This window comes from Nonomuraea sp. NPDC050478, from assembly GCF_044458265.1.
GTDB lineage: Bacteria > Actinomycetota > Actinomycetes > Streptosporangiales > Streptosporangiaceae > Nonomuraea > Nonomuraea ferruginea.
The window spans coordinates 320266-335272 of sequence record NZ_JBITHT010000006.1 but is presented as its reverse complement, the minus strand read 5'-3'; the positions used below and the strand labels follow the sequence as shown (position 1 = coordinate 335272).

General features: G+C 72.2%; 12 protein-coding genes. 7 read left to right on the top strand and 5 right to left on the bottom strand.

All coding sequences use genetic code 11. From position 1 onward, the window contains the following. Positions 1-546: 546 nt before the first annotated feature. From ACIBF7_RS30655 to ACIBF7_RS30645, 3 genes are all read right to left on the bottom strand, one after another. Complete coding sequence (locus ACIBF7_RS30655) at positions 547-3099, bottom strand: Tex-like N-terminal domain-containing protein (RefSeq protein ID WP_397198718.1); 2553 nt, start codon at positions 3097-3099, stop codon at positions 547-549. A 28-nt stretch (positions 3100-3127) separates the two neighbouring features. Further along, positions 3128-4291: an amidohydrolase gene (locus ACIBF7_RS30650; protein WP_397198717.1), complete on the bottom strand. Its 1164-nt coding sequence runs from the start codon at positions 4289-4291 to the stop codon at positions 3128-3130. A gap of 126 nt (positions 4292-4417) precedes the next feature. Next, positions 4418-4852: an RpiB/LacA/LacB family sugar-phosphate isomerase gene (locus ACIBF7_RS30645; RefSeq protein WP_148029688.1), complete on the bottom strand. Its 435-nt coding sequence runs from the start codon at positions 4850-4852 to the stop codon at positions 4418-4420. 107 nt (positions 4853-4959) lie between these two features. Between ACIBF7_RS30645 and ACIBF7_RS30640 the strand changes: the two genes are divergently transcribed. Genes ACIBF7_RS30640 through ACIBF7_RS30610 form a run of 7 tightly spaced genes read left to right on the top strand, consistent with a single transcriptional unit; the run spans position 4960 to position 12738 of the window. Further along, positions 4960-6027 carry a DUF917 domain-containing protein gene (locus ACIBF7_RS30640; RefSeq protein ID WP_397198716.1) on the top strand — a complete coding sequence of 356 codons (1068 nt, stop codon included), beginning with the start codon at positions 4960-4962 and terminating at the stop codon, positions 6025-6027. Next, positions 6020-7567, top strand: coding sequence for a hydantoinase/oxoprolinase N-terminal domain-containing protein (locus tag ACIBF7_RS30635; RefSeq protein ID WP_397198715.1), 1548 nt, complete (start codon positions 6020-6022; stop codon positions 7565-7567). The genes ACIBF7_RS30640 and ACIBF7_RS30635 overlap by 8 nt, the downstream gene beginning before the upstream one ends. Before the next feature lie 20 nt (positions 7568-7587). Then, positions 7588-9213, top strand: a complete 1626-nt coding sequence (locus ACIBF7_RS30630) for an ABC transporter substrate-binding protein (RefSeq protein WP_148029691.1) — start codon at positions 7588-7590, stop codon at positions 9211-9213. Positions 9214-9216: 3 nt separating this feature from the next. Further along, positions 9217-10233, top strand: a complete 1017-nt coding sequence (locus ACIBF7_RS30625; RefSeq protein ID WP_148029692.1) for an ABC transporter permease — start codon at positions 9217-9219, stop codon at positions 10231-10233. Then, positions 10230-11087 carry an ABC transporter permease gene (locus ACIBF7_RS30620; protein ID WP_397198714.1) on the top strand — a complete coding sequence of 286 codons (858 nt, stop codon included), beginning with the start codon at positions 10230-10232 and terminating at the stop codon, positions 11085-11087. The genes ACIBF7_RS30625 and ACIBF7_RS30620 overlap by 4 nt, the downstream gene beginning before the upstream one ends. Further along, positions 11084-11821, top strand: coding sequence for an ATP-binding cassette domain-containing protein (locus ACIBF7_RS30615; RefSeq protein ID WP_397198713.1), 738 nt, complete (start codon positions 11084-11086; stop codon positions 11819-11821). The genes ACIBF7_RS30620 and ACIBF7_RS30615 overlap by 4 nt, the downstream gene beginning before the upstream one ends. Beyond that, positions 11818-12738 (top strand): ABC transporter ATP-binding protein, encoded by a 921-nt coding sequence (locus tag ACIBF7_RS30610; RefSeq protein WP_397198712.1) that lies wholly within the window; start codon positions 11818-11820, stop codon positions 12736-12738. Before ACIBF7_RS30615 ends, ACIBF7_RS30610 begins: the two co-directional genes overlap by 4 nt. Here ACIBF7_RS30610 and ACIBF7_RS30605 read toward each other — a convergent pair. Then, positions 12713-13072: a DUF742 domain-containing protein gene (locus tag ACIBF7_RS30605; protein ID WP_148029695.1), complete on the bottom strand. Its 360-nt coding sequence runs from the start codon at positions 13070-13072 to the stop codon at positions 12713-12715. The two genes, ACIBF7_RS30610 and ACIBF7_RS30605, sit on opposite strands and share 26 nt — an antisense overlap. Next, complete coding sequence (locus ACIBF7_RS30600; protein ID WP_397198711.1) at positions 13065-14963, bottom strand: nitrate- and nitrite sensing domain-containing protein; 1899 nt, start codon at positions 14961-14963, stop codon at positions 13065-13067. Before ACIBF7_RS30600 ends, ACIBF7_RS30605 begins: the two co-directional genes overlap by 8 nt. Between the last annotated feature and the right edge of the window lie 44 nt (positions 14964-15007).

Below are 15007 nucleotides of genomic sequence, written 5' to 3'. Positions count from 1 at the left end.
ATCCTCCCGCGCGGCGCGGGAACGGAGAACGTCCTCTTCCTGAGCCGCCGGATCCTCACGGGCGGTACGTGGAAAGCGAGAACGTCCTCTTCCCAGGCTGGCTGATCCTCCCGTGCGGCGGGGGAACGGAGAACGTCCTCTTCTGGAGTCGCCCGGTCCTCACGGGCGGCACAACGTCCCATCCCTGAGCCGCCGAATCCTTCGGCGCGGGTACGCGGGAACCGAGAACGTCCTCTCTCTTAGCCGCCGGATCCTCACAAGCGGTACGTGGAGACGGAGAACGTCTCCTCATCCGGGCGGAGCGCGGCGTCTGGAAAGACGGTCAGCGGACCTGCGCCCATGGGCGATCTTGAGGATGTGCGACAGGACTAGGCCGAGTGGTGCCGATCAGGTACTGGGGGACGGGCACGCCGTACTGACCGGGCTTGGGGTTGTGGACTGCCATGACGCGCGCGTGCACTTGGCGACGATGGTCACGGCGTCCGACGTAGGCGGGATTGACCACAGCTCCGGCCTCCCGGACCGGGTGTCCGGGAGGCCGGGTGGTTACTTGTCGTTGCCGGTGAGGCCGGCCTTGCGGAGGGCCTCGGCCATGGCGCCCGTGGGCTCGGCGCGGCGCTGGGACTGGCCGCGGCGGTCACGCTGGGCGTTGCCGCGCTGGTTGCCCTCGCCTCCGCCGCGCCGGTCGCCCTTGGCGTCGCGGCGGGCGTCTCCGCGAGCACCGTCGCCCCGGGTGCCGTTACCGCGAGACCCGTCTCCTCGGGCGGCCCCGCCGCGGGCTCCGTCTCCCCGGGTGCCGTTGCCACGAGAGCCGTCTCCGGTGTTGCCGCGAGAGCCGTCTCCCCGGGCGGCGTTACCGCGAGCACCGTCGCCTCGGGCTCCGTCGCCGCGAGCGCCGTCGCGGCGGGGGCCGCCGCCTCGGCCTTCGCCCCGGCCGCCGGAGGCCGCGGGCGGGGCGGCGTCGTCGTCGAGGCGGAGCGTGAGGGAGATGCGCTTGCGCGGGATGTCGACGTCCAGCACCTTGACGCGCACGATGTCGCCCGGCTTGGCGACGTCGCGCGGGTCCTTGACGAAGGTGCGCGACATGGCCGACACGTGGACCAGGCCGTCCTGGTGGACGCCGACGTCGACGAAGGCGCCGAACGCGGCCACGTTGGTGACCACGCCCTCCAGGATCATCCCCGGCTCCAGGTCGGACAGCTTCTCCACGCCCTCCTTGAAGGCCGCCGTGCGGAAGGCGGGCCGAGGGTCGCGGCCGGGCTTCTCCAGCTCGCGCAGGATGTCGGTGACCGTCGGCAGGCCGAACGTGTCGTCGGTGAACTTCGGCGGGTCGAGGGACCGCAGCGTGGCCGTGTTGCCGATCAGCGACTTGAGGTCGGTGCCGACCGCGTCGAGGATGCGGCGGACCACGGGATAGGACTCGGGGTGCACGCTGGAGGCGTCGAGCGGGTCGTCGCCGTCCTGGATGCGCAGGAAGCCCGCGCACTGCTCGAACGCCTTCGGCCCCAGCCGAGGCACGTCCTTCAGCGCCGTGCGGCCGCGGAACGGGCCGTTGGCGTCGCGGTGGCGGACGATGCTCTCGGCGAGCGTGGCGCCGATGCCCGACACGCGGGTCAGCAGCGGCGCGGAGGCGGTGTTGACGTCGACGCCCACGCCGTTGACGCAGTCTTCGACCACCGCGTCGAGCGACCGGGACAGCTTGGACTCGGCGAGGTCGTGCTGATACTGGCCGACGCCGATGGACTTCGGGTCGATCTTGACCAGCTCGGCCAGCGGGTCCTGCAGGCGGCGGGCGATCGACACCGCGCCGCGCAGCGACACGTCGAGCTCGGGCAGCTCCTGCGAGGCGTAGGCGGACGCGGAGTAGACGGACGCGCCCGCCTCCGACACCACCACCTTGGTCATCGACGGCATGAGCTTGACCAGCTCGCCGGCCAGCTTGTCGGTCTCGCGGGAGGCGGTGCCGTTGCCGATGGCGATCAGCTCGACGCCGTGGCGCTGCGCCAGCGCGCCCAGCACGGCCAGCGACTGGTCCCACTGCCGCTTGGGCTCGTGGGGGTAGACGGTCGCGGTCTCGACGACCTTGCCGGTGGCGTCGACCACGGCCACCTTGACGCCGGTGCGCAGGCCGGGGTCGAGGCCCATGGTGGGGCGGCTGCCGGCGGGCGCGGCGAGCAGCAGGTCGCGCAGGTTGGTCGCGAACACCCGCACCGCTTCGTCCTCCGCCGCCTGCCACAGCCGCATCCGCAGGTCGATGCCCAGGTGGACGAGGATGCGGGTGCGCCACGCCCAGCGGACCGTCTCCCACAGCCACCCGTCGGCGGGCCTGCCCCGGTCGGAGATCCCGTAGCGGGCGGCGACCCGCAGCTCGTAGGCGGCGGTCTCCTCGGGCTCCAGCGCGACGGTGAGGACCTCCTCCTTCTCGCCGCGGAAGATGGCGAGGACGCGGTGGGAGGGAAGCTTGGTGAACGGCTCGGCGAAGTCGAAGTAGTCGGAGAACTTGGCGCCCGCCTCCTCCTTGCCGTCGCGCACCTTGGAGGTCAGCCTGCCCCGCTCCCACAGCTGCTCGCGCAGCGCGCCGATCAGGTCGGCGTCCTCGGCGAACCGCTCGATGAGGATCGCCCTGGCGCCCTCCAGCGCCGCCCCGGCGTCGGCCACGCCCTCGGTGACGAAGCCCGCGGCCGTCGCGGCGGGGTCGAGCGACGGGTCGCCGAGCAGCTGGTCGGCCAGCGGCTCCAGCCCCAGCTCACGGGCGATCTGCGCTTTGGTGCGCCGCTTCGGCTTGTAGGGCAGGTAGATGTCTTCGAGGCGGGCCTTGGTCTCGGCCGCCATGATCTGGGCGCGCAGCTCGTCGTCGAGCTTGCCCTGAGACTCGATCGACTCCAGGATCGCGGCCCGCCGCTCGTCGAGCTCACGGAGGTAGCGCAGCCGCTCTTCGAGCGTGCGCAGCTGGGCGTCGTCGAGCGCGCCGGTGACCTCCTTGCGGTAGCGCGCGATGAACGGCACGGTGGAGCCGCCGTCGAGCAGCTCTACCGCGGACCGCACCTGCCCCTCGCGCACCCCGAGCTCTTCGGCGATCCGCTGGTGAATAGAGAGCACTTGCCCTGCCTTTCGATGGTCCCGCCGGTCAATTGTGCAGGACGATGCCGTCTTTCATGACAAGAGTGCGCCCGGGGCGAACGACCACGGCCTCGGCCGGGGTGCTCGCCCCGACCACCACGAGGTCGGCCCGATCGCCCGGCGCGAGCCCGTAGCCGCGCAGGCCGAGCGCGCGGGCGCCGCCGTAGGTGGCGGCCTCCAGGGCCAGCTCGATGTCGTCGTCGCGGCGGAACGTGCTGCGGTAGGCCAGATGCATGGCCCGCTCCAGCATGTCGCCGCTGCCGAACGGGCCCCACAGGTCGCGGATGCCGTCGTGGCCGCACGCCACCGTGACGCCGGCCGCCCGCAGCGTCTTGACCGGCGGCACCGGGAAGCTGTAGACGGCGGCGGTGCAGACCGCCACGCCCGCTCCGGCGAGTCCCTCCGCCAGCTTGCCCGCCTGGGCGGCGTCGACCTGGCCGAGCGCGTACGCGTGGCTGATCGTGACCCGGCCCGCCAGGCCGAGCACGCGGGTGCGTTCGGTGATCAGCTCCACCTCCCACGCGCCCAGCGAGCCGCCGTCGTGCAGGTGGATGTCGACGTGGGCGCCGTAGCGGTCGGCCAGGCCGAAGATCAGGTCGAGGTGGCGCACGGGGTCGCGGTCGATGCCCGCCGGGTCGAGGCCGCCGACCGCCTCCACGCCGCTCTTGAGCGCCTCCTCCAGCAGCTCGGCGGTGCCGGGGTTGGTGAGCAGGCCGTGTTGCGGGAACGCCACCTGGGTCACGTCGACCGGCACCTGCGCGGCCGCCTCCCTGACCGCCTCCACGCCGCGCAACCCGGTCTGCGGGTCGATGTCGGTGTGGCTGCGCACGCTGGTGGTGCCGTACGAGCTCATCGCCCGCAGCAGGGACACCATGCGCGGCACGCTCGGGACGCCCAGCTCGCCGCGGCGGGCCAGGTCGTTGCCGATGCGGCCGGCGAGGGTGTCGTCGGCCGAGTGGGGCACCCAGGGGCCGCCGTAGAGGGTCTTGTCGAGGTGGCAGTGGGCGTCGACCAGGCCGGGCAGCACGAGCTGCCCCGCGACGTCGACGACCCGCGCGCCGGGGGCCTCGACGGACGGCGCGACGACCTCGATCACGCCGTCGCGGACGAGGACGTCGGCGGGGCCGTTGACCCCCCAGGGCCGGCCGCCGCGCAGCAGGACGTCTGTCATGCCCTGCACCCTAAAGCGCGACACCGACGTTTTGCGGCCCTCACCGTCCGGGTTCGGTGGGGTGATTTTGGGGTGGTTCGCGCGGCATTGACGTTTTGCGGGCCTCCGCCGTCCGGGGGTGAGGGGTCAGATGTGGTCGAGGTGGGCGACGTTGGCCTGGTCGGTTTCGTCGGTGCTCGGGGTGCCGCGCAGCCAGGCGTCGAGGATCTCGTCGAGCAGGACGTCCGAGGTGAGGCGGAGGCTGAGGGCGAGCACGTTGGCGTCGTTCCACTTGCGGGCGCCGTCGGCCGTGTAGGAGTCGACGCAGAGCGCGGCCCTGACGCCGGGCACCTTGTTGGCCGCGATGGACGCGCCGGTGCCGGTCCAGCAGCACACCACCGCCTGGTCGGCGCGGCCCTCGGCGACGTCGCGGGCCGCCGCCTCGGACGCCCAGGCCCAGTCGTCGCGCTCGTCGCCGTTGAGCGCGCCGTGCGTGACCACCTCGTGGCCGCGCCGCCGCAGAACGGCCACCAGCCGCTCCGCGACCCCGTCCAGGCTGTCGGCCGCCACCGAGATCCGCATCCTGCCCTCCTCCGGCCGGGAACCTGTTCTCAGGTCTACCAGTGAAGGGCCCGATGCGAGAGCGTGACTGGCGCAATGCCGGTGTATGTGCTTGGTTGGGGCCCCATATGAGCATCCGCGAAACTGACATTCCGGCCCTGGCGCGGGGATGCGCCGTGCTCGGCACCGGCGGCGGCGGTGACGTGCGCGCCGGCTCGCTGGCCGCCGTACGGGCCATCAGGGCGTACGGGCCGGTGCCCCTCGTGCGGCTGGCCGAGTTACCCCCCGACGCGCTGGTGGTGCCGCTGTCCGGGATCGGGGCGCCGACCGTGAGCCACGAGATGATCCACGGCGAGGACGAGCCGAAGCGCATCGCCGAGGAGGTCGAACGGCTCTTCGGCAGGCCGCCCGCGGCCGTGATGTCGTCGGAGATCGGCGGCTCCAACGGGGTCGCGCCGGTGGCCTGGGCCGCCCAGCTCGGGCTGCCGCTGCTCGACGCCGACGGCATGGGCCGGGCGTTCCCCGAGGTCCAGATGATCTCCATGTACGTCGCGGGGCTGCCCGCCGACCTGGTGATCATGTCGGACGTGGCGGGCAACGTGGTGACGATCCGGCCGGTGGACGGCCTGTGGTCGGAGCGGCTGGCGCGGGCGGTCTGCGTGGCCGCGGGCTCCTCGGCGCTGATGGCCGACTACGTACTCACCGCCGAGCGGGCGCGGGGCGCGGTCATCGAGGGCACGGTCACACGCGCGCTGGAGATCGGCCGGGCCACCGAGGACGCGGCGGACCCGCTGGCCGCGCTGGCCGCCGAGCTGGGCGCGGTCAGGCTGATCACCGGCAAGCTGACCGACGTGGAGCGGCGCACCACCGGCGGGTTCGTCAGGGGCACCGCCACGATCGAGGGCACCGGCGACGACCGAGGCCGCACGCTCGTCCTGGAGTTGCAGAACGAGAACCTGGTCGCCGTCGAGGACAACCAGGTCAGGGCGATGGTGCCGGATCTGATCACGGTGGTCGACACCGAGACCGCGGCCGCGATCCAGACCGAGGGCCTGCGTTACGGCCAGCGTGTCACCGTGCTCGCCTGGCCGTGCGACCCGCTCTGGCGCACCCGGAAGGGGCTGGACACGGCCGGGCCGCGGGCGTTCGGCTACGACCTGGACTACGTTCCCGTGGAGGAGCTGGCGCATGGCTGAGCCGGACCTGCGGATCGGCATCGACGTCGGCGGCACCAACACCGACGCGGTGGTGCTCGACTCCGGCGACCGGGTGATCGCCAAGGCCAAGCGGCCGACCAGCCGGGACGTCACCGAGGGACTGCGCGCCGCGCTGGACGCGGTGCTGGACGAGCTGGGCCCGCACGCCCACGGCCGGATCGGCCGGGTGATGCTCGGCACCACCCACGCCACCAACGCGATCCTGGAGCGCAGGAACCTGGGCCGGGTGGCCGTGCTGCGGCTGGGCGCCCCCGCCACCACGGCCGTGCCGCCGCTCTCCGACTGGCCCGACGGCCTGCGCGAGGTCGTCTCGGCCGGCGAGGCCGTGGTGCCCGGCGGTCACTACGTGGACGGGCGCGAGATCGGCAGGCTCGACCCCGGCTCGATCCGCCGCTTCCTGGACGGGGTGGAGGCCGACGCGGTGGCGGTCACCGCCGTGTTCAGCCCGGCCACGGCCGACCACGAGCGGGCCGCCGAGGAGCTGATCAGGAGCGAGTACGGGCTGCCGGTCTCGGTCAGCCACGAGATCGGCTCGCTCGGGCTGCTGGAGCGCGAGAACGCGACCGTGCTCAACGCCGCCCTGTACGAGGTCGCCGGGCACGTCACGAGTGCGCTGACGGCCGCGCTGGCCGAACGCGGGCTGGCGGCCACCCCCTACCTGGCGCAGAACGACGGCACGCTCATGACCCTGGAGCACGCGGCGCGGCTGCCGGTGTCGACCATCGGCTCCGGCCCGGCGAACTCGCTGCGCGGCGCCGCGTTCCTGTCGGGCGTGCCGGACGCGGTCGTCGCGGACGTCGGCGGCACCTCCACCGACCTCGGGGTGCTGACCGGAGGGTTCCCGCGCGAGTCGGCGGCGGCCGTGGAGATCGGCGGCGTGCTCACCAACTTCCGCATGCCGGACATCCTGGCCATCGCGCTGGGCGGCGGCACCGTCGTGCGCGGCGCGAAGGCCGGTCCCGACTCGGTGGGCTACCGGATCGCGGAGGAGGCGCTGGTGTTCGGCGGCGGCACGGCGACGCTCACGGACGCGGCGGTCGCGGCGGGGCGGCGGCCGCCGGGCGTCACCTGGGACCTGGGCGACATATCGGAAGATTTCCGCGACACTCTGCAAAGGGCGATCGCCGCCACCGACGCGCTGGCCGCCGACGCCGTGGACCGCATGACGCTCGGCCGCGCCGGCCGGCCCCTGGTGGCGGTGGGTGGCGGCGCTTTCCTGCTGCCCGAGCGGATCCCCGGCGTGAGCCGCGTCATCCGTCCGGAGCACGCCGAGGTGGCCAACGCCGTCGGCGCCGCGATCGCCCTGGCGAGCGGCAGAGTCGATACGATCATGCCTGCGGGTGAAAGCCGGACAAAGGCGATCGAAAGGGTGAGGCGGGAGGCCGCGGCACGTGCCGTGGCGGCGGGCGCGGACCCTGACCTGGTCCAGATCGTCGACCTCCTGGAGGTGCCGCTCAGCTACCTCGCGGAGCCCGCCGTGCGGATACACGCCAAAGCCGCCGGACCCCTCACCCGGTGACAATTCGAAAGGATCCCCCCATGCGCTGGCACAAGCGTCTGCTCGTAGCCGGGATCGCCGGTGTCGTCGCCCTGGCCGCATCCGCGTGCGCGGGCGGCCAGGTACGCGGCGCCGGCGGCACCCCCCAGCCGAGCACCGGCGGAACGCAGGCCACCCAGTCCACCGAGAACGACGCCACCTTCGTCTACGCCCCCAACCTGGACGTGGTGACCGACTGGGACCCGGCGACCTCGTACTCCAACGAGATCATCGCCATGACCAGCATCTACGAAGGCCTCACCCGCTACGACGCCGAGGCCAAGGAGGTCCGGCCGCGCCTGGCCACCGAGTGGTCCTCGGCGGACGAGGGCAAGGAGTGGACGTTCAAGCTGCGCCAGGGCGTGAAGTTCCACACCGGCGCCACGCTCGACGCCGAGGCGGCCAAGAAGGCCATCGAGCGCACGATGAAGTCCGGCGGCGGCGCCGCCTACATCTGGAGCGCGGTCGACAAGATCGAGACGCCGGACGCCTCGACGCTGAAGTTCACGCTCAAGTACGCGGCCCCGATGGACCTCATCACCTCCTCCGGGTACGCCGCCCACATCTACGACGCCGAGGCTCTGGAGAAGAACGAGGACGACGTCAAGAACGGCAAGCTGGACGCCGGCACCGGCCCGTACACGATCGACTCGTGGCAGAAGGGCCAGGAGACCGAGCTGACGCTGAAGGCGTTCGACGACTACTGGGGCGGCTGGCGGCCCGAGCAGTACAAGAAGGTCGCCTTCCGCGTCACGCCGGAGATCACCACGGCGTGGCAGCTCCTCCAGCGCGGCGAGGTCAACTTCGTGCAGCGGCTCAACCCGCAGCTGTTCGAGCAGGCGGGCATGACCGAGGGCGTGCAGGCCAAGCAGACGCCGTCGTTCCAGAACCTGCTGGTGCTGTTCAACACGGCGGAGGGGCCGACGAAGGACGTGCGCGTCCGGCAGGCTCTGCAGCACGCCATCGACTACGACGGCCTGGTGGCGGCGCTCAAGGGCTCCGCGCAGAAGGCCGGCGGTCTGGTGCCGCCCGGGCTGCTCGGCCACACCACGGGTATGGAGCCCAAGCAGGACCTGGCCAAGGCGCAGGAGCTGCTGCAGGACGCCGGGTACGGCCCGGACAACGCCGAGCTGAAGCTCACGCTCACCTACGCCCAGGGCGACGAGGACCAGAAGCTGCTGGTCACCCTGCTCACCGCGGCGCTGAAGAAGGTCAACGTCACCGTCGAAGCGCGGGCGATGGCCTGGAACGCGCAGTGGGACCGGGGCAAGAAGGGCGACCAGGACATCTTCGTCATGTACTGGTTCCCCGACTACGCCGACCCGTACTCGTGGTTCCTCAACGTCTTCCGCAGCGCGGACGAGGTCTCGTTCAACCTGTCGTACCTGAAGGACGAGGCGATCGACAAGGCGATCGACGGCCTGCCGCAGCTCACCGCCACCGACCAGCTGGCGGCCGACCAGGCCTACGCCGACCTGCAGAAGAAGATCATCCAGGACGAGGCGGCGGTCGCGGTGCCGTACGTGCAGACCTACCAGCGCGCGCTCACCGCGGACGTGCTCGGGTACGTCGACAACCCGGCCTACCCGAACGTGGTCTCCTTCTACGACCTCAAGCCCGCCAGCTGACCGATGCCGCGCTACCTGATCCGCCGGCTGGGCCAGGCACTCCTGGTCATGGCCGGCGTGGTCGCCCTCACCTTCGTGATCACGAGGATGGTGCCCGGCGATCCGGCGGTCGCCTACGCCGGGCCCAAGGCCACGCCCGAGCAGCTCGCCGAGGTGCGCGCCCGCTTCGGGCTGGACGACCCGCTCTGGGTGCAGCTCGGCAACTACGTCAGGGACCTGGTGACGGGCGACTGGCAGACCAGCCTGCACACCCGGCGGCCGGTGCTGGAGGATCTGTACCACGCCTTCCCGGCCAGCCTGGAGCTGGTCGGGGCCGGCCTGGTGATCGCCGTCGTGGCAGGCATCCCGGTCGGCGTGCTGGCCGCCCGGTTCAGGGGCCGCTTCCCTGACTTCTCGGTCCGGCTGACCAGCATGCTCGCGGTGTCGCTGCCGGTGTTCTGGCTGGCCCTGGCCCTGCAGACGGTCTTCGCCAGCAACCTGGGCTGGTTCCCGGTCGCCGGGGAGTACGACAGCGCGCTCGACACCACCAGCCCGCTGACGCTCTGGACGAACATCACCGTCGTGGACGCGCTCATCACCGGCAACTGGCCGATCCTCACCAGCACGCTGGCGCACCTGGTGCTTCCGGCCCTGGTCGTGGCCGCGTACCCGGCGGGCGTGATCGCGCAGATGGTGCGCGCCACGCTCATCGAGGAGGCGTCGCAGGACCACGCCCGGCTGGAGCGGGCGCTCGGCTTCCGCGAGACGACCATCCTGACCCGGTTCGCGCTGCGGCCCGCGCTCAACCCGGTGCTGTCGCTGATCGCGCTGGTGTTCGCGTACGCGATCGTGAACGGGTTCCTGGTCGAGGCCGTCTTCAACTGGCCCGGCCTGGGCCGCTACGCGGTCAACGCCATCTCCAGCTCCGACACCCCGGCGGTCGCGGGCGTCACCCTGCTGGTCGCGCTGATGTACGTGCTCGCCAACCTCGTGGTGGACCTGCTGCAGGGCGTCGTCGACCCGAGGGCGAGGGCCCGGTGAGCGCGCTGCCCGAGGCGGCGCCGCTGCGCCGCACCCTGCCGAGGGTCACCGACCGGTTCGCCCTCGCCGGGGCGGTGTTGATCGCGCTCATCGCGCTGGCCGCCCTGCTCGCGCCCTGGCTCGCCCCCTACCCGCCGGACGAGGTGGACCCGTTCGCCGCACTGCGGCCGCCGGACGGCACGCACTGGTTCGGCACCGACGCGGCCGGCCGCGACGTGCTCACCCGGGTGCTGTACGGCGGGCGGACGTCGCTGTTCATCGCCGTCACCGTGCTGGCGGTCTCGGCCACCACGGGCGTCCTGCTGGGCGTCGTGGCCGGGTACGCGGGCGGCTGGGTCAGAGACGTGATCATGCGGATCACGGACGTGTTCCTGGCCTTCCCCGCGCTGCTGCTGTCGGTGGCCCTGGCGGTCGTGCTGCAGCCGAGCGTCACCACGGTGATCGTGGCCATCGCGGTCACCTGGTGGCCGTGGTACGCGCGGCTGTCGGCGTCGATGGCCGCCTCCATCGCCACCCGCCCGTACGTGGACGCCGCGCGCTGCCTGGGCGTGCCCGCGCCCATGATCATCCTGCGGCACGTGCTGCCGAACTCGCTGACGCCCGTCCTGGTCCAGGTCTCGCTCGACGGCGGCGGGGTCATCCTCACCGCCGCGGCGCTGTCGTACCTGGGGCTGGGCGCCCAGGAGCCGACGGCGGAGTGGGGGCTGATGGTGGAGCAGGGGCAGTCGCTGTTCACCACGAACTGGTGGGTCGTCACCTTCCCCGGGCTGGCGATCCTGCTGACCGCGTTCGCGTTCAACGTGCTGGGCGAAGGGCTGCGCAACGCGCTGGACCCGCGGAGGATCGTGAAGTGATCGAGGTACGCGACCTCCGGGTGAGCTACGGCGGGCGGGTCGTGGCGAAGGTGCCGGAGCTGGACGTGGCCCCCGGCGAGTGCGTGGCGATCGTGGGGGAGAGCGGCTCGGGCAAGTCGACCACGCTGCTGGCGCTGCTCGGGCTCACCGAGGGCGCCGAGGTCGGCGGGCGGATCCGGGTGGCCGGGGTGGACGTGACGAGCGCCTCGCCGGCCGAGCTGCGCGCGATCAGGGGAGCCAGGGTGGCGCTCGTCATGCAGTCGCCGCAGGCCGCGCTCAGCCCCACCCTCCGGCTCGGCACGCTGATGCGCCGGGCGCTCAGGCTGCACGGCGTCGGCGACGCGGAGCGGGTCATGGCCGAGGCGGTCGAGGCCGTCCTGCTCGACCCGGCCATCCTGCGCCGCTACCCGCACGAGGTCTCCGGCGGGCAGGCGCAGCGGTTCGCGATCGCGTTGGCCATCGCGCTGGGCGCGGAGGCGATCCTGGCCGACGAGCCGACCAGCGCGCTGGACGTGACCGTGCAGGCCGAGGTGGTGGCCGTGCTGCGCACGCTCTGCGCCGAGCGCGGGCTGGCGCTGCTGCTCGTCTCGCACGACCTGGCCCTGGTCTCCACCATCGCCCACCGGGTGCTGGTCATGCGCGCCGGCGAGGTCGTGGAGAGCGGCCCCGCCGCCCGCGTGCTGTCCGAGCCGTCCCACCCCTACACCCGCGAACTGCTGGAGGCGCTGCCGTGACATCGTCGGGGAGCCTGCTGAGGGCGGAGCGGGTGACGCTCGGGTACGGCCGCACCCCCGTGGTCCACGACGTCACCCTGGACATCACCGGGGGCGGGGTCGGCCTGATCGGGGAGAGCGGGTCGGGCAAGACCACGCTGGCGCGCGCCTTCCTCGGCCTCCTCACCCCCATGTCCGGAAATATCCTGTACGGGGACCAGAACCTGAAAAAAGTGGACATGAGGCGCTTCCGTGGCGACGTCCAGCCCGTCTTCCAGGCCGAGGCCCTGGACCCCCGGATGCGCGTCGGCCGCTCCGTAGCCGAGGCGCTGCCCCGGGACGCCCGCCACCGCGTCCCCGAGCTGCTCGAACAGGTCGGCCTCGACCCCGCGCTGGCGAGCCGCAGGCCGCACCAGCTCTCCGGCGGCCAGCGCCAGCGGGTGGTCATCGCCCGCGCCCTCGCCGTGAACCCGAAACTGCTCATCCTCGACGAGCCCACCAGCGCCCTGGACGTGACGGTCCAGGCCAGGATCCTCGACCTGATCGCGGGGCTGGCGGCGGAACGCCTGCTCATCACGCACAACCTGGCCGTGGTGGGGCAGTTGTGCCGCACCTCGCACGTGCTCTTCGCGGGCCGCGTGGTCGAGTCGGGCCCCACGGCCGACCTGCTAACCAGGCCCGCTCACCCGTACACGCTGGCGCTGCGCGACGCCGTCCCGAAGCTGGGGGGAGAGCCGCCCGTGGCGCGGGGGCGCGCGGAGGTGAGGCCGGCGGAGACGGGCTGCCCGTTCCGGCCGCGCTGCCCGATGGCGGTGACGGAGTGCGATCGCGCGCCCGCGCTGCGGGACCTAGGAGGGCATCAGGAGGGACAGGAGGGGCGCCGGGTCGCCTGCCACCGGGCCGAGGACGTGCTCAGAGAGCCTTCAGCCCGTCGATGACCTCCAGGAGCACCGTGGCGTCGGGCGCCGGAGGCGGCGACTCCACCTGGACGAGCTTCTGCTGGTGCAGGTCGCCGACGAGGACCCGGACCACGCCGATGGGCAGGTTCAGCTCCGCCGCGACGTCCACCAGCCGCGTCGGCTTGGTGCACTTCTGCAGGATGATCAGATGCTCGGGACCGAGCCCGACCGGCGGCGTCAGGCCGCCGGAGGTGATGATGACGGCGATGAGGTCGATGGCCTCGCTCGCGGGCACCGTCCGGCCCCGGGTGAGTAAGTAGGCGGGGACGATCGGACCGGCGTCCTCGTCCAGCCAGCGCTCGTCTCTACTCACCTTGCACCACCCGGATCGGGCGGGCCGGGGCCGCGGTGGGCTCCTCCGGCTCGTCCGGAGGATCTGTTACGTGTTCTGCCGGGATCAGCACGATGGCGGTGGTCCCTCCATATGGTGAATCGCGCAACATCACGCGAATGTCATGCCTGGCGGCCAGGCGGGAAACGACGAAGAGACCGAGCCGCTCGCTGTCGGCCAGGTCGAACTCGGGCGGGCTGGCCAGCCGCTCGTTGTACTCGGCCAGCTGCTCGTCACTCATCCCGAGCCCCCGGTCCTCCACGTGGAAGGCGAAGCCGCGGGCCGCCACCTCGCCTCGCACGATCACCGAGGTGTGCGGGGGAGAGTAGACGGTGGCGTTCTCGATGAGCTCGGCCACCAGGTGGATCACGTCGCCGACCACGGGCCCGGCCAGACGCTGGGCCGGCATCGGGTCGACGATCACCCGCTGGTAGTCCTCCACCTCGGCGGCGGCGCCGCGGGCCACGTCCAGCATCGGCACGGGCTTGCTCCAGCCGCGGCCGGGGGTGGCGCCCGACAGGATGATCAGGCCCTCGGCGTGCCGGCGCATCCGGGTGGCCAGGTGGTCGAGCCGGAACAGGTCGTCGAGGTCGTCGGGGTCGGTGGCGCGGTGCTGCATGCCCTCCAGCTGGATGCGCTGGCGGTGCAGCAGCGCCTGGCTGCGCCTGGCGAGGTTGCGGAACACGTGGCCGACGCCGTCACGCAGCTGCGCCTGGCCGACGGCCGCCTCGACCGCGGTCTGCTGGACCGTGGAGAAGGCCTGGCCGACGTCGTCGATCTCGACGGTCGTGCTGGCGACGGAGAGCTCGGGCACGTCAACCGTCTCCCCCTTCCGCAGCTTGGCGACGACCTCGGGCAGCCGCTCCTGGGCCACCTCCAGCGCCGCCCCGCGGAGATTGGCCAGCTCCTTGGACAGGCGGTTGCCCATTCGCAGCGAGAACGCGATCGAGACCAGGATCAGCGCGAAGCATGTCCCGGCCAGCAGCAGCGCCCGGGTGAGCCCGGCGTCGGCCACCGGCTCTGAGCGCTCCTGCAGGATCATGCTCGCGCGCATCTGGGCCTCTTGGAAAGACTTCGCCAGAGACTCGGTGGTGTCCAGCCATCCGCGCGGCGAGCCGCCCGCGACGATCTGGTCCTCCATCAGCCGCATCCGCTGGTAGACGGGCGAGGTGATGATCGACACCTGGGTCTCGCGCAGGGTGGGGTCCAGCTGGCCGAGCGAGTGGTCGATGAGGAAGCGCCGGTTGCCCACCAGCCGGGTGAACAGCCTGCGCTCGGCCACCGTGGTGGTGCCCAGCCCCAGTGCCTGCTCGCGGGTGAGCAGCTCCTTGGCGTAGCCGAGGTCGATGACGATCCTGGACTGCTCGTAGATCGGCAGGTCGTCGATGTAGCCGACCCGCCGGTGCAGGTCGAAGAGGGCGTCGAGGATCGTGTTGTACCCCTCCACCGTGCGCAGACGGTCGGACAGGCCCGTGTCGATCTCTCCCCTGACCGCGTCGAGCCTGTCGAGCTGCGTGTACACCGCGTCCACCTGCTTGCGGATCGCCTCCGAGGTATCCCGGGACTTGCCCGAGGACTTCTTGAACTCCTCCTTCGCCCTGTCGCTGCGTGAGCGCTGCTCGATGAGCGCCGACCTGTCGGCCGACACGCCGGCGCCCAGGAGCTGAACGGAGGCGAGGCGCTCGCGCTGCAGCTCGTTGCCGAGCTTGTACGCCGGGTGTCGCAGGTTCGTCCAGAGCGTCTGATACTGCCTCAGCTCCAGACTCTCGCCCGCCGTGACGGCGGTGATAACCCCCCACAACACCACCATCGAGGCCAGCGGAACCAGCAGTAGGCCGATGATCTTCAGGCGGATCGTTCGGCTACGACCCATGGCACCTCACTCCGGTCGGTCCCCTGCTGGCAACCCCGGACGGG

What these genes read in the sequence shown, in the direction of transcription:
- ACIBF7_RS30650 (WP_397198717.1), bottom strand. Translation starts at nt 4,291, where the DNA reads ATGACAGACGTCCTGCTGCGCGGCGGCCGGCCCTGGGGGGTCAACGGC.
- ACIBF7_RS30645 (WP_148029688.1), bottom strand. Translation starts at nt 4,852, where the DNA reads ATGCGGATCTCGGTGGCGGCCGACAGCCTGGACGGGGTCGCGGAGCGG.
- ACIBF7_RS30640 (WP_397198716.1), top strand. Translation starts at nt 4,960, where the DNA reads ATGAGCATCCGCGAAACTGACATTCCGGCCCTGGCGCGGGGATGCGCC.
- ACIBF7_RS30635 (WP_397198715.1), top strand. Translation starts at nt 6,020, where the DNA reads ATGGCTGAGCCGGACCTGCGGATCGGCATCGACGTCGGCGGCACCAAC.
- ACIBF7_RS30630 (WP_148029691.1), top strand. Translation starts at nt 7,588, where the DNA reads ATGCGCTGGCACAAGCGTCTGCTCGTAGCCGGGATCGCCGGTGTCGTC.
- ACIBF7_RS30625 (WP_148029692.1), top strand. Translation starts at nt 9,217, where the DNA reads ATGCCGCGCTACCTGATCCGCCGGCTGGGCCAGGCACTCCTGGTCATG.
- ACIBF7_RS30600 (WP_397198711.1), bottom strand. Translation starts at nt 14,963, where the DNA reads ATGGGTCGTAGCCGAACGATCCGCCTGAAGATCATCGGCCTACTGCTG.